This is a genomic window from Rhizobium ruizarguesonis, assembly GCF_012349115.1.
GTDB classification, from domain to species: domain Bacteria; phylum Pseudomonadota; class Alphaproteobacteria; order Rhizobiales; family Rhizobiaceae; genus Rhizobium; species Rhizobium ruizarguesonis.
The window spans coordinates 1-14,008 of sequence record NZ_PQIG01000132.1; the positions used below are offsets into that span (position 1 = coordinate 1).

The following is a 14,008-nucleotide window of genomic DNA, read 5'->3' on the forward strand; positions in this document are numbered from 1 at the left end:
CAAAACTGTGCAGCGGTTTTGCGACAACGACATACGTAAAAACAAGGATCTAAAGCGCGAGGAGCGAATCTGAAAGATTGCGACGCGCTTTAGGCCATCGGCCCGAAAATCGGAATCGATTTTCGGAAAAGCACGATGCGAGGATTGAAAGAGTTAGAGCGTCCTTCGCGTGTCCGAAAGGACGCGCGGCGCTCTAATGCGCGTCGCTCAAAGACATGCCGCGGTTTTGGAACACGCGCAAAAAGGCATGAATCGCGTCGCGTGAATCACGCTCGATGTGACCCGCTCTGCACGTAGCCTCTTCGATCGCTCGCGGCGTGACAACCTCGATTTCGGCGAGAGCTGCCCGAGGGCGCAAACACCAAAAGCCATGTATGACGGACAGCGCGCCCATCATACATGGCTTCTCAGTGGCGATCCCAGAGCGCCGAAGCCGGCGCCCGCCGTTTCTCTTACGCCCTTGCGCGGGCGGCGCCGTCACGCTCTTCCAGCGCTGTGGCCCTTGCATATTCCGCCTGCATCTCCTCGAGCGCCATTTCCAGCGTCTCCTCCTGCATCTTCAGTTCCTTGATCGAAACCTGCAGGTTGTCAGCCCGCTGACGCGCGGCCTTGGCGAAGGTCGGATAAGCAAAGTGATTCGGGTCGGAAATACCGGACTTCTTTTCCTCGACGACGATCTGGCTCTCCAGATCCTTCGTCATCCGTTCGAATTCGGACATCATCATCTGCAACTGCTGCAGCTGACGTCGTTTTTCGTTCACCTGAAATTCCTTCAGGCGAACGAGACTTTCTCGCGACTTCATACGCATTACTCCCGTGATGCGAGACCCCGGCTCAACTTGAAACCGCCCTGCGCGCCGCTTTGACACGGTTTGCTAAAAAATTTCCTGCGATATTAACAAATACCTACCGCTGGTAACCTTTCGTTTACGGGCATCGTTAATGATAGGCCCGATGATTTAAGGGTCGGTAAATGCCGAGGCATGAAATTCGAACCTTTTCATTGGCGAGTCGGATGAATCACTTAGCGCTGTTTCCTAATGTTAAAGTTGAGGAACGCCTTTTTGAGATTCCTATTGGAAAACAGAGAAATGGAAAAATTATTTAATAAATTCGATACTCCTTGCCAGAGTGAATTAGAATTTGTTAACCATTTCGTGGCAGCTTCCAAATCACGTAGCGTGTTCGGTATCGTGTAGGGGGCCAGACCACCTTTCGGCGGCGGTAAAGGGGATAATTATGCGGGTACTTCTAATCGAGGATGACAGCGCGACGGCGCAGAGCATCGAGTTGATGCTGAAATCAGAGAGTTTTAATGTTTATACCACCGATCTCGGTGAAGAAGGCGTCGATCTGGGCAAGCTGTATGATTATGACATCATCCTTCTCGATCTGAACCTGCCCGACATGTCCGGATATGAGGTGCTTCGCACTCTCCGACTGTCCAAGGTCAAGACACCGATCCTCATTCTGTCGGGCATGGCCGGCATCGAAGACAAGGTTCGTGGCCTCGGCTTCGGCGCCGACGACTACATGACCAAGCCGTTCCACAAGGACGAGCTCGTCGCCCGTATCCACGCCATCGTCCGTCGCTCCAAGGGCCATGCCCAGTCGGTCATCATGACCGGCGAGCTGATCGTCAACCTCGATGCCAAGACTGTCGAAGTCGGCGGCCAGCGCGTCCACCTGACGGGCAAGGAATATCAGATGCTGGAGCTGCTTTCGCTCCGCAAGGGCACCACCCTCACCAAGGAAATGTTCCTGAACCACCTCTACGGCGGCATGGACGAGCCGGAACTGAAGATCATCGACGTTTTCATCTGCAAGCTCCGCAAGAAGCTCGCCAATGCTGCCGGCGGTGCCAACTACATCGAGACCGTCTGGGGCCGTGGTTACGTTCTTCGCGAGCCGGATGGTGCCGAATACGCAGAAACCGCCTGATATTTTTTTCCGATCCCCCTTATCGGACAAACGAAGATCCCGCCTTTTCGGCGGGATTTTTCGTTTCTGCCTGCGCTGGGAGAGACTACCCTGTTGTAGAGGATCTTAGGCTGAATCGGCCTGAAGTGCCCTGTATCTCGGTGAAGAAAATAGAACGTGGCAGCCGTCGAACGTGCTTGCACTTTCGGCGTCATGCTCCAGGGACGCCGATATCGGCGGAGAAGAGGCTGTGCCGGTCAGGCGGCGATCGCGCGGTTTCCGAAAACGGCGGTCAGGATCTTGCGGTCGAACGGCTTCAGCAGGAAGTCGGTGGCACCGGCCCGTTTGCCTGCCATCAGCTTCTTCAGATCCGCCTCGACGACGCAGTAATAGATCTTGACCTCTTTGCCGCCCTCCATGGCGCGGATGGCGGCGATGAGGTCGAGCGCGCCTTCCATGCCGGAATCGACGATCAGATATTCCGGCAGCTCCGCCTGGCAGCGCTGCAGCGCCTCGCCGGCGTTGGAAGCTTCGCTGACGAGAAAGTCGAGTTCGGAGAGAATGCGCTTGCCGACCTTGCGGACGATGTCCGAATTATCGGTGATCATGAACCTTTGCATGGCCGCTCCTTTGCCCCCGCATTCGTCGTAGCAGGAGGCCTCTTACAACCCTGGAGAATAGGTCCATCAGGCTAAGGAATCGTTACCGGACGAGCGCAGACACGCGTCCGCGCGCCGAAATCAGGCTGCCGCGGCCACCGCCGTGAACACCAGTTCGTCGGCGCTAGCGCTGTGCTCAAGGGTCATTCCGCACTCCTGCGCCAGAAGCACGGTGTAATAGGGCTGGATCGAATGGGCGTCGATCGCCTCCTCGATGGAGCCGGTCGATATCTCGACGAATTTCGGCGGCAAGCGCATCAGTTTGCCTTTGACCGTGAGCTTGAACCTTGCGTCGAACTCGGGATTTTCGAGCGTTACCTCGAGCACGCCGCCGCGCGGAATGGCGGAATAGGCAACGAGGAAGAGGTTAAGCAGCAGCTTGACACGGTTCTTGGCGACGATGGCGCGCGGTCCGTTCCAGATCACTTCGGTCTTCTTCTCGGCGACGGCGAAATCCTTGGCAGCGCGTTCGGCTTCGCCGGTGTCGATCGAGGCGCCGACGGAACCCGATGCGCCGAAGGCCAGGCGTGCAAATTTCAAGCGGACGGAAGCGTTGAGCGCGCTGGTGCGAATCAGGTCCATCGCATCGGCATCGGCGCCGCCTTCATCGAGGAGCTCCAGCCCGTTATTAATCGCGCCGACGGGCGAGATGACATCGTGGCAAACGCGGCTGCAAAGAAGCGCGGCCAGATCCGGGCCGGACAGGGTAAGATTTGGGTTCTTGGACATCATCGTCTCCTGAGGGGCGGCAATTTCATCGCGCCCGGAATATGCTTCATCAAAATTGCGCGAAGTTTGCGATCGTACTTGGTGCCATAAAGACACCATATTTGGTAAACCGATTGTTAAGATCATCGGGGCAAAATGCACCAATCGCCGCGAGCGTTTGCCCGCTCTCAGCCAAACGACGAACGGATGACACAATGCGCCCTCGATTTCCGCACCGATTCATCGGCTTCTTCAGGTTGCTTTCGACCCTCGTCTTCTCCTCGCTGATGGTTGCCGGGCCGGCTGCCGCCCAGGACAACGGCCAGTACACGATGCAGGAAATCGTCGACGCCGGCCACTCCTTCTTCGGCTCCGCCAGCGGCGGACTTGCCAAGGTCGTCGAGAGTGCCTTCCAGAAATACGGCCTGCCAAACGGCTATATCCTCGGACAGGAAGGCGGCGGCGCCTTCATCGCTGGTCTTACCTATGGCGAAGGCCAGTTGAACACCAAGAACGCCGGCGAACATAATCTCTACTGGCAGGGACCTTCGCTCGGCCTCGATTACGGCGGCCAGGGCTCGCGCGTGATGATGCTGGTCTACGACCTGCCCTCCGTCAACGGCATCTATGCGCGCTTCGGCGGCGTCAGCGGCTCGGCCTATGTGATCGCCGGCTTCGGCATGACCTTGCTCAAGAACAACGACGTGTTGGTCGTGCCGATCCGCACTGGCGTCGGCGCCCGCCTCGGCGTCAATGTCGGCTATCTCAAGATCACCCAGGCGCCGACCTGGAACCCTTTCTGAGGCCGCAAAGCCACTGGAATCTGCCGCCGTTCACACCGGCGGCCTTGCCATGCGTGTCATGCGTGCTTAATCATCGCGGCTGACCCCGTATCAACCTTCTTACCGATGGCCGCGCCGTGATCGAATATGCTCTTTTGTTCGGATTGGGCTTCCTGACCGCGGCCTTCCTCGTCTTTTTGGTCTCGCCCGCCGTTCACCGCCGCATTGTCTGGTATACCGAGAACCGGCTGAAAGCGACGATGCCGCTGAGCCCTCAGGAGGTTCGCGCCCAGAAGGATATGGTGCGTGCGCTCTATGCCGCCGAAAACGCCCGCACCGCCCAGGACCTTCTGCGTGAGCGCGAGAAATCCCTGTCGCTCCAGCTTCGCCATGACGCACTCGCCGTCGATGCCGGCAGGCTTGCCGCCGAGATCGGCGAATTGCAGACCCAGATCGGCGAGATGCATGTCGAGGCCGCCGACCAGCGCTCGCATCTGCGCAAGGACGAGAACTATATCAGCCAGTTGAAGACCAATCTGCATATTTCCGAGCAGTCCGCTGCCAACAAGGACAGCGAACTGGCGACGATGCGGACGCGGCTGAGCAAACTCGGTGAACAGGCCGATGGGCTGAGGATCGACCTGGCTGCGCGCGAGACCGAAGCGGAGAGCCTGAAATTCCGCGTCAACGCGCTGCGTGACGAACGCGACACGCTGCGCCAGGACGTCAGCCTGCTGCAGAAGCGCGCCAAGGATGCCGAACAGAAACTGACGCAACAGCAGCATATGGTGATCCGCCTGGAGGATAAGGCCGCGCGCGAGAGCGCTACTGCCACCGAAAAGGAAACCCTGGTCGTTCGCCGCCAGCAGGAGATCGCCAAATTGAAGGAGCAGTTGAAGGCCGCTAACGCCGAGATCCGCAAGGTCAACCGGGTGTTGCGCGACGCCGGCCTTGCCGGGATGGTCGCGGAGCTGCCGGCGGAAATGATGGCCGAAGACACGACCGCATCCGCGCTCGACACCGCCGCCGTCACCGCCGAGATGGGCGAGGATGTCCGCAAGCGCAGCGCCGCCCTCACCGAGCGCCTGCAAAAGGCAAAGGCCGTAACCGGGCGCGATGGCGCGATCCGCGAGGAGCTCGCCTCGATCGCCGCCAATATGGTGGCGCTGACCGCACTCAACGAGGGACCTTCCTCGCCGATCCGCACGTTGCTCGTAGATGCCGCGGAAAAGAACCCCAACGATCGCGTCAGCCTTGCCGACAGGGCAGCGGCGATCATCGCCGATCCCCCGCGCTGATGCCTTAGCGCGGCGCGCGTCGGATAGGACGAGCGGCGCCTCATCATTTTGAATTGGCACAATTCCAAAAATCAATGCCGATTTTCGGGCGTATGGGCTAGATCCGCCCCATCGCGGAGGCCATGGAAAACAGCGCGATCCCTGTCGCCGTCGCGGCGTTGAGACTGTCGAGTTCCTCCGACTGTGGAATGCGCGCGCTCTGGAAGCGCGCAAGCAGCGCCTCCGGCAACCCCTCGCCCTCGGTGCCGACGACGAGCGCCATGCGCATTGAAGCCGGAATGGCGCGGATATCGGTCTTGCCGTGCGGCGAAAGCGTCCAGATGGCAAAGCCCCGCTCGGCAAGCGTCAGGAGCACATCCAAGGCCTTGCCGCCACGCCGGTGCGGAACACTCAGCACCGAACCGACCGAGACACGCAACGCCTTGCGGTAGAGTGGATCACAGGAGGTTTCGTCGAGCAGCACCGCGTCCGCTCGGAAGGCGGCCGCATTTCGGAACATCGAGCCGGCATTGTCGTGATTGGAAATGCCGCAACCGATGAGCACCAGCGCCCGTTCCGGCAGCGCGTCGAGAAGTGCCGCCTCCCCGCGATCCTCCCGCCGGCCGAGCGCGAGAACGCCGCGATGCAGATGGAAACCGACGACGCTATCGAGCACATCCGCCCCGGCGACATAGACCGGCACATCGGCCGGAAACCGCTCCAGGATCGGCAGGACGCCCTCGACGCGGTTGCGCAGCAGCAGGATCTTCTCGGCGAAAAAGCCGCGGCCTGCCGCATGCGCCTCGGCGAGCATGCGTAGCACGACGGTGCCCTCGGCGATGAAGCGGTTCTCTCGGCCCGTCAGGTCGCGCTCGCGGATCTCGCGGAATTCAGCGACGCGTGGATCGTCGGCGCTGTCGATGTCGATCGGAACGGCGGCCATGCCGGCCTCAATTGCCCGCGACAGTGACGTCGGCAACGGTGCGGCCGGTCCTGAGATCGTAGACCAGCGCCTTGTTCTTGCCCTCGACCGTTTCACCGTAGAACAAGATCTGCCCTGATGAAAACGATGTGGACTGCACCTTGAAGCCGGACGGCAGGGAAACGGTCGCCGCAAGCGGCGCATCCGACGGCACGCCGGAGGCGGCAACAGCGGATGCCGTCTCCTTCGGCTCGCTGTGCATCGCCTTGTAGACAACGGCGCCGAAGACCGCCATAAGGCTCACGAACATGATGGCGCCGGATACGATCTGCAGGCGGACCATCTTGCGCCGGACACTTTCCATCGCCGGATCAAGGGGCTTCTCTTCCTGGTCGTCTGGCTCGATTGCTGTCATCTGTGCGTCCCGTTCTAAAAAAATACGTCGGAGAAGAAGCGTCTTGAGCGACCCCTTTAAACAAGCAGCCGGCAATAGAAAAGTCCTGACCGCCGATGAAAGCGCCGAAGGCCGGCTGGACGCCTGGCTGACGGGGCAGGTCGGCGAGGAATTTTCGCGCAGCCGCATCAAGACGCTGATTAAGGACGGCCAGGTTTTTCTGCGCGGCGAACCCGTCACCGACCCACAGCGCAAGGTGCGCAGCGGCGATAGCTTCGAGATCACGCTGCCCGAGCCGGAAGACCCCACGCCGCAGGGCGAAGACATCCCGCTCGATATCCTCCATGAGGATGATGACGTCATCGTCATCTCCAAGCCTTCCGGTCTCGTCGTCCATCCCGGTCCTGGCAACTGGACAGGCACGCTGGTCAACGCGCTGATCCACCATTGCAGCGATACGCTCTCCGGCATCGGCGGGGTGCGCCGCCCCGGGATCGTCCACCGTCTCGACAAGGACACGACAGGCGTCATGGTCGTCGCCAAGAACGACATTGCCCATCGCCACCTCTCGCTGCAATTTGCCGACCATGGCCGCACTATGCCGCTGGAGCGGGCCTACCAGGCAGTCGTCTGGGGCCGGCCGCGCTCGCTGACAGGCACGGTCGACGCGCCACTTGGCCGCGCCGCCGGCGACCGCACGCGTCGCGCCGTCAAGCGCCCCGACAGTCAGGACGCCGACGAGGCGATCACGCATTACCAGGTGATTGAGCGCTTCCATGAGAAGCCGGATGCGACCGCGTTCGCCTCGCTGGTCGAGTGCCGCCTCGAAACCGGCCGCACCCATCAGATCCGTGTCCATATGGCCCATATCGGCCATCCGCTGCTCGGCGACACGGTTTACGGCGCCGGCTTCAAGACCAAGGCCAATCTCCTGCCGGAAGAGATCCGCAAGATCGTCAACGGTTTTGGCCGCCAGGCGCTGCATGCCTTCATGCTGCAGTTCGAGCATCCCCGCACCGGCGAACTCATGCATTTCGAGGTGCCGCTGCCGGATGATATGGTCGAACTGATCGAAGCGCTGCGGCGATAAAGGCGGCTCCGAAATGTCGCCTGCCCGCCTCACACCTGCGTGAGCGGCATCTTGAACCGCTGTTTCGCCACACTTATCTGTACATTGACTTAGTGCGGGCTCGGAGAGAGCCGCACGTCCCGGTTTGCCTTTTTTAACGCGAGGATGCGTTTCCATCGGGAACCGGAATTCACTTTAGGAGGGTGCACTATGGCCCGAAATACCTTGCCGTCCATTACCGCCGGCGAAGCCGGTCTCAATCGTTACCTCGACGAAATCCGCAAGTTCCCGATGCTGGAGCCGCAGCAGGAATACATGCTCGCCAAGCGTTATGCCGAGCATGGCGACCGCGACGCTGCCCACAAGCTCGTCACCAGCCATCTTCGCCTCGTCGCGAAGATTGCGATGGGTTATCGTGGCTATGGCCTGCCGATCGGCGAAGTCGTCTCCGAGGGCAATGTCGGCCTGATGCAGGCCGTCAAGAAGTTCGATGCCGAGCGCGGCTTCCGCCTGGCCACCTATGCCATGTGGTGGATCAAGGCCTCGATCCAGGAATATATCCTGCGCTCGTGGTCGCTGGTGAAGATGGGCACGACTGCCAACCAGAAGCGCCTGTTCTTCAATCTGCGCCGGCTGAAGGGACGCATCCAGGCAATTGATGACGGCGATCTGAAGCCGGAGCACGTCTCGGAAATCGCCACCAAGCTGAACGTCTCGGAGGAAGAGGTCATTTCGATGAACCGCCGCCTCTCCGGCGACGCCTCGCTGAACGCGCCGATCAAGGCAGCCGAAGGTGATGGCGGCCAGTGGCAGGATTGGCTGGTGGACGACCATGACAGCCAGGAAGACGTGCTGATCGAACAGGACGAACTCGACACTCGCCGGCGCATGCTGGCGAAAGCGATGAGCGTGCTGAACGAGCGCGAACGCCGCATCTTCGAGGCTCGCCGCCTCGCCGAGGATCCGGTGACCCTGGAAGACCTTTCGACCGAGTTCGACATCAGCCGCGAACGCGTCCGACAGATCGAGGTCCGCGCCTTCGAAAAGGTGCAGGACGCCGTGCGCAAGGAAGCCCTGGAACGCGCCAAGGCCGTCCGCGTCGTCGAAGCGACGGCATAAACCTGCCGCATGATAGAATTGAAGAAGGCGGGCCTTGCGGCCCGCCTTTTCTTTTCATTGATCTCTGCTGCACCCCGGTCCGTTACCGGCAACACCGGCATTCCCGGAAAAGCCATCATTGGCTCGTCGAGACATCCCCAAGTGCGGTCCACTCCTTGATCGCGGTATTGAAGGCGTCCGTCCCCGTACCACCCTTCTCCATCGTCAGCAGCGCGCGGCGGCCGTTGCGGTAAGTAATCGGAATATCGATCCAATTGCGGGTCGACATCAGGTCGAGATTGGCCTTGCGCGCATCCGGATAGTCGTTGAGCGCGATCATGTGGAAATCGTCGGTGATCTTGGCTGGAACCGCAATCAGCGCATCGCCGCGATCCTGTTCCGTGCGCTTCATCGAGATGCGCTGGACGCTGTCGATGCTGCCGCCTTCAAAATTCGGCGGCACCGAGAAGACGATCTCGACCAGATGGCTTGCCGGCAGCGACGGATCGGAATTGCGTTTGAAGGTGACGAGCGCCGAGAGATTGCGCTCGGGAACGGTAACGTTGCCCTGCACTGTCGCCTCCTGCCGGCCGTCCTGGCCGGCCTCGTGCTGCACGCTCCAGACGACCGATCCCTCGATCGCTGTCGGCGAGCTCTGGCCGATGCGCTCCTCATAGAGAAACATCTTTTGCGACGAACCGACAGGTGCGGTCTGCTGCGGCGATGCCACCGGGCCGTTCGGCGTCTGCGTTTCGGCGGGTGCCGCATCGCCCTGCGCGCTGGCAGGCGGCGTGTCTGCTGCCGCGACATTCTGTTCGGCGACCGATTTTCCTTCCGCGGTCGGTGTTCCCGGCACAGTTGCCGGTCCGCTGTCGACCTCGGTCCCATCGGTCAGCAGCCGTTGGGTGAATTTCGAATTGGCCGCAGCGCCGTCATTGTTCATTGACGCTACCTGCGGGTTCGGGTTCGGGTTCGGCTGCGCCGGCGTCGCTGGGGTATTCTGCGCTCCTGGTGTGGTCGGCTGGGCTGGCGTCACCGCGCCCGGCTGCACGGGCGTCGCGGAACCAGCCGGCGGCGTTGCCGCCTCGTTCCTGGTCGCCTGCGACGGTGCCGAGCTGACGAGCCCATCGACCATCGCCACCAGCGCCTCTCTGTTCATCCAGCCGGCATAGGCGCCGCCACCGATCAGGATGAGTGCGAAGATGAGCGTGATCACGGTACCGATACCAAAGCGGCGGCGCTTCGGCTCCATACGGAAATTCTTGCCCTGCATCTTGGAGGCAACAATCTGATCGATATCCATTGCCGGATTGGCGTCATCGTCGTCAGCGGCGACCGAGCCGCGGCGGTCGTAGCCGCGCAGCGCCTTCGCCTCTCGCCAGTCCTCGCTCGGCGCGCCGCCAGCAGGCGCCGGCTTGCCGTTGTGCACTTCCGCGAAGATATCGACATCGTCGAAATGCGAGGCAACCGGCGTCTTCTTATTGGTGCCTGCCTCGATCGGCGGCAGATCGTCGAAGGCGGCCGTCTCCCAGGAGAAACTTTCCTTGGCGGCCGGCATGACGGCCGCGGGGGCCACTTTTTCGAGGCTCGATATCACCTCCTCGAAGGCGCGCGCCGAGGCATCGGCAGTAATCGGCGCCGGCGCCGTCTCCGAATATTGCCGGAGTTCCTCTTCGGCCCATTCGGTCTCCGCATCCTTGGGCGGCGGAGCCGGCGTTTCGGCAACGGGCTCGGCCCAGACCGGTTCGAAATGCGCCGCGGCGTCGGCCTGCAACGGCTCCTCGCGGCTGTGCTCGACGAACTCCTGCGGACGATCGAAATCGGCGACCGGCTCCACCAGCCGGTTGGATGCATGGTCTATGCCGCGGGTGGTCGGCTGCAACGGCTCAACGGGCTCGTAAGCCTCCTCGGCCTCCGGCTCCCCGCTTTCCACCGCCGCCGGTTCGGCCGCGATCTCTTCGGCTTCCACGGGATGCTGCTCGTCAGCACGGTCTTCGTCGGCTTGCTCGCTGCGATGCTCGGCAGGCGCCTCCCAGCCGTCATGTTCGGCGGGCACATCTTCGGCAGCGACGTCGCGCGCCTCACTGGCATGCCATTCCTCGGCCGGCGCTTCCTCCTCATGCGAGGGGTGCCAGTATGTCTCGGCGGGACCGGATGTCTCCGGCAAAACCGCTGTCTCGGCGACAACAGGGATTTCGGCGGGAACAGGTTCTTCCGCGGAAAGGGGCTCCTCGGCAGCGACCTCTTCCTCAGCTTCCTCTGGCGCGGCGGCTTCCACGTGATCGGGCTCGTGGGCGGCCTCGGCCGCCTGCGGTTCCGCATAGGCTTCGTAGACCGGTTCCTCGACAACCGTCTCCGGCGTCGACGCCGGTTCGCTTTCGTCGGGAACCGCTTGTTCTTCGAAGGATTCCGACGCGGTGACGGCCGCAATCGGCTCATCGAGCGGCATCGCCTCGGAATGTTCGCCTTCCACTTCGCGGATGGCGGCCTCGAGCTTTTCGAGCTGGCGTTGCAGCATGGCTTCCGGCGGACGCGGCTTCATGTTCTCGAGCTGCCGCTGCACTGCGCCGCGGGCACGTTCGTAGACTTTCACCCGCATCTCAGGGGTATTTTCAGCCAGGCCGTCGACGGCCCGCCGAATGACTGCAATAAAATCCGCCATTAGTACTTTCTCAAGAAGTCCGGCACTCTACCGAACCATCCTCCACAGTGACCCGTGAGCTTAATCCTCAAACGGATCGGTCACAAGTATGGTGTCATCCCGCTCCGGGCTGGTGGACAGGAGCGCGACAGGCGCCCCGATCAGCTCTTCGACCTGGCGAACATATTTGATCGCCTGTGCCGGCAGATCCGCCCAACTGCGGGCGCCGACGGTCGATTCTTTCCATCCCTCCAGCGTGACGTAGATCGGTTCGACCCTAGCTTGCGCTCCCTGGCTTGCCGGAAGATGGTCAATCTGTTCGCCGTCGAGCATGTAACCGACGCAGATCTTCAATTCCTCGAGACCGTCGAGCACGTCGAGCTTGGTGAGCGCGATGCCGGTGATGCCGTTGGTGGCAACCGACTGGCGCACCAGTGCGGCGTCGAACCAGCCGCAGCGCCGCTTACGCCCCGTCACAGTACCGAACTCATGCCCCTTCTCGCCCAGGAACTGGCCAATTTCGTCGGTGAGCTCGGTCGGGAACGGGCCTTCGCCGACGCGCGTCGTATAGGCCTTGGTGATGCCGAGGATATAGCCGAGCGAGCCGGGTCCCATGCCGGAACCGGCTGCTGCCTGACCGGCCACCGTGTTCGAGGAGGTGACGAAGGGATAGGTGCCGTGGTCGATGTCGAGCAGGCTGCCCTGCGCTCCTTCGAAGAGGATGCGGGCACCCTTGCGGCGCTCCTTGTCGAGGAAGAGCCAGACGGTATCACGGAAAGGCAGTACCCGGTCGGCGATCGAGGTCAGTTCGTCCATGATCGCCTGGTGGCTGATCTCGGCGACACCGAGGCCGCGGCGAAGTGCGTTGTGATGCGTCAGAATACGGTCGACCTTGCCGGAAAGGCTTTCAAGATCGGCAAGATCCATGACGCGGATGGCGCGGCGGCCGACCTTGTCTTCATAGGCAGGACCGATGCCGCGGCGCGTCGTGCCGATCTTGGTGCCGCTGTTCGACGCAGCATCCTCGCGCATCGCGTCGAGCTCGCGGTGCAGCGACAGAATGAGCGTCGCATTGTCTGCAATGCGCAGATTGTCAGGCGTAACCGTCACGCCCTGCGCCTCCAGCCGGCCAATCTCGGCGATCAGCGCATGCGGATCGACGACGACACCGTTGCCGATGACGGCCATCTTGCCCGGGCGCACGACGCCGGACGGCAAGAGCGAGAGCTTATAGCTGGTGCCGTCGATGACGAGCGTATGGCCGGCATTGTGTCCGCCCTGATAGCGCACAACGATATCCGCACGCTCCGAAAGCCAGTCGACAATCTTGCCCTTGCCTTCGTCACCCCATTGCGAACCGACCACGACTACGTTCGTCATCCAACTCTTCCTGTTACCGGCGCGGAACCGCGCACCTGCTCAAACCCGCGCATCTATAAAGCTTTGTTTTTTGGAAAGCGACCCTGTTGTCACAGCAGATTGGGCTTTTTACGTGACAAATCAGCAGCCGACAGGCTATTTCCCCTCACAAAACGCCGCACGGCGATCGCGGAAAGACGGAAGAACGCTCTTGCAAGCCACGGCCTATATCTGCCTCGTTATCGCCACCCTCTGCTGGGGTGGCAACTCCGTCGCCGGCAAACTCGCGCTCGGGCATATCAGTCCGATGATGCTGACCTTCCTGCGTTGGTTCCTCGCTGTGGCGGTGATCGCCGTGATTTCGGTACCGCAACTGCGGAAGGACTGGCCGATCGTCAGGAAGAACCTGCCGCTGCTCCTCTTCTACGGCGTCATCGGCTACACCCTTTTCAACGCTATGCTTTACTCGGCCGTGCAATATACGACGGCGATCAACGTCGCCATTGAGCAGGCCGGCATCCCGATGCTGATCTTCCTGCTGAATTTCATGTTCTTCCGTACCGGTATCTCGCTGGCGCAATGCCTCGGCTTCGGCATGACGCTGATCGGCGTCGCTTTGACCGCTGCGCACGGTGACCTCTCAACGCTGCTGCAACTCGGCCTCAATCGCGGCGACGGGCTGATGCTGATCGCCATTGCCGCCTATTCGGTCTACACGATCTTCCTGCGCTGGAAGCCGCCGCTCGACTGGCGCACGTTGATGGCGGTCCCGGCGCTCAGCGCCATGCTGACCTCGCTGCCGCTGCTCCTTTGGGAGGCCGGCCGTGGCGCTGCGCAGTGGCCGGACCAGGCCGGCTGGGTCATCACTCTCTACACGGCGATCTTCCCGTCGCTGGTGGCGCAGATCCTCTATATCAAGGGCGTCGTGGCAATCGGTGCCAACCGGGCCGGCCTGTTCATTAATCTCGTGCCGGTGTTTGGAACGCTGCTCTCCGTCGCGCTGATCGGCGAGCAGCTGCAGTCGTTCCATGTGATCGCGCTGGTGCTGACCTTGGGCGGCATCGCGATTGCCGAAAAGGGCCGGCCGAAAGTTTCGGCACAAACGGTGCCCGCCTCACCCGTGGATTAGGCTCCAAACCCAATCAAGCCATTGATCAAAATGGATCGCTGTGATTCATT

General features: G+C 61.5%; 13 protein-coding genes. 6 read left to right on the forward strand and 7 right to left on the reverse strand.

Going from position 1 to position 14,008, the window contains the following annotated elements; genetic code table 11:
- Nucleotides 1-452: 452 nt before the first annotated feature.
- Nucleotides 453-803, reverse strand: coding sequence for a hypothetical protein (locus C3Y91_RS34690; protein WP_024319371.1), 351 nt, complete (start codon nt 801-803; stop codon nt 453-455).
- A 436-nt stretch (nt 804-1,239) separates the two neighbouring features.
- Here C3Y91_RS34690 and ctrA point away from each other — a divergent pair, with 436 nt between their 5' ends.
- On the forward strand, nt 1,240-1,941 hold the full coding sequence (gene ctrA, locus C3Y91_RS34695; RefSeq protein ID WP_003542362.1) for a response regulator transcription factor CtrA: 702 nt from the start codon (nt 1,240-1,242) through the stop codon (nt 1,939-1,941).
- Nucleotides 1,942-2,177: 236 nt separating this feature from the next.
- Here ctrA and C3Y91_RS34700 read toward each other — a convergent pair whose 3' ends face one another.
- Nucleotides 2,178-2,540 (reverse strand): response regulator, encoded by a 363-nt coding sequence (locus C3Y91_RS34700; RefSeq protein WP_003542364.1) that lies wholly within the window; start codon nt 2,538-2,540, stop codon nt 2,178-2,180.
- A gap of 120 nt (nt 2,541-2,660) precedes the next feature.
- Nucleotides 2,661-3,308 (reverse strand): histidine phosphotransferase ChpT, encoded by a 648-nt coding sequence (gene chpT, locus C3Y91_RS34705; RefSeq protein WP_024319370.1) that lies wholly within the window; start codon nt 3,306-3,308, stop codon nt 2,661-2,663.
- 194 nt (nt 3,309-3,502) lie between these two features.
- Between chpT and C3Y91_RS34710 the strand changes: the two genes are divergently transcribed.
- Both C3Y91_RS34710 and C3Y91_RS34715 read left to right on the forward strand, forming a co-directional pair.
- On the forward strand, nt 3,503-4,090 hold the full coding sequence (locus C3Y91_RS34710; protein ID WP_018073704.1) for a DUF1134 domain-containing protein: 588 nt from the start codon (nt 3,503-3,505) through the stop codon (nt 4,088-4,090).
- A gap of 116 nt (nt 4,091-4,206) precedes the next feature.
- Nucleotides 4,207-5,367, forward strand: coding sequence for a coiled-coil domain-containing protein (locus tag C3Y91_RS34715; RefSeq protein WP_075226191.1), 1,161 nt, complete (start codon nt 4,207-4,209; stop codon nt 5,365-5,367).
- A gap of 97 nt (nt 5,368-5,464) precedes the next feature.
- Here C3Y91_RS34715 and C3Y91_RS34720 read toward each other — a convergent pair whose 3' ends face one another.
- Complete coding sequence (locus C3Y91_RS34720; RefSeq protein WP_075226190.1) at nt 5,465-6,289, reverse strand: TrmH family RNA methyltransferase; 825 nt, start codon at nt 6,287-6,289, stop codon at nt 5,465-5,467.
- 7 nt (nt 6,290-6,296) lie between these two features.
- Nucleotides 6,297-6,683, reverse strand: a complete 387-nt coding sequence (locus C3Y91_RS34725) for a hypothetical protein (RefSeq protein WP_018073701.1) — start codon at nt 6,681-6,683, stop codon at nt 6,297-6,299.
- 43 nt (nt 6,684-6,726) lie between these two features.
- On the opposite strand from C3Y91_RS34725, the gene C3Y91_RS34730 reads away from it, so the two are divergent.
- Both C3Y91_RS34730 and rpoH read left to right on the forward strand, forming a co-directional pair.
- Entirely contained in the window at nt 6,727-7,752 is a 1,026-nt protein-coding gene (locus C3Y91_RS34730; RefSeq protein WP_018073700.1) for an RluA family pseudouridine synthase, read from the forward strand.
- Nucleotides 7,753-7,941: 189 nt separating this feature from the next.
- Nucleotides 7,942-8,850 carry an RNA polymerase sigma factor RpoH gene (rpoH, locus tag C3Y91_RS34735; protein ID WP_003542378.1) on the forward strand — a complete coding sequence of 303 codons (909 nt, stop codon included), beginning with the start codon at nt 7,942-7,944 and terminating at the stop codon, nt 8,848-8,850.
- A gap of 115 nt (nt 8,851-8,965) precedes the next feature.
- Here rpoH and C3Y91_RS34740 read toward each other — a convergent pair whose 3' ends face one another.
- Nucleotides 8,966-11,491, reverse strand: a complete 2,526-nt coding sequence (locus C3Y91_RS34740) for a hypothetical protein (protein WP_024319368.1) — start codon at nt 11,489-11,491, stop codon at nt 8,966-8,968.
- Nucleotides 11,492-11,551: 60 nt separating this feature from the next.
- A complete protein-coding gene (locus C3Y91_RS34745; RefSeq protein ID WP_018073698.1) occupies nt 11,552-12,850 on the reverse strand; it encodes an adenylosuccinate synthase in 1,299 nt (432 codons plus the stop codon).
- A 190-nt stretch (nt 12,851-13,040) separates the two neighbouring features.
- Between C3Y91_RS34745 and C3Y91_RS34750 the strand changes: the two genes are divergently transcribed.
- Complete coding sequence (locus tag C3Y91_RS34750) at nt 13,041-13,958, forward strand: DMT family transporter (protein WP_024319367.1); 918 nt, start codon at nt 13,041-13,043, stop codon at nt 13,956-13,958.
- The last annotated feature ends 50 nt before the right edge of the window (nt 13,959-14,008 follow it).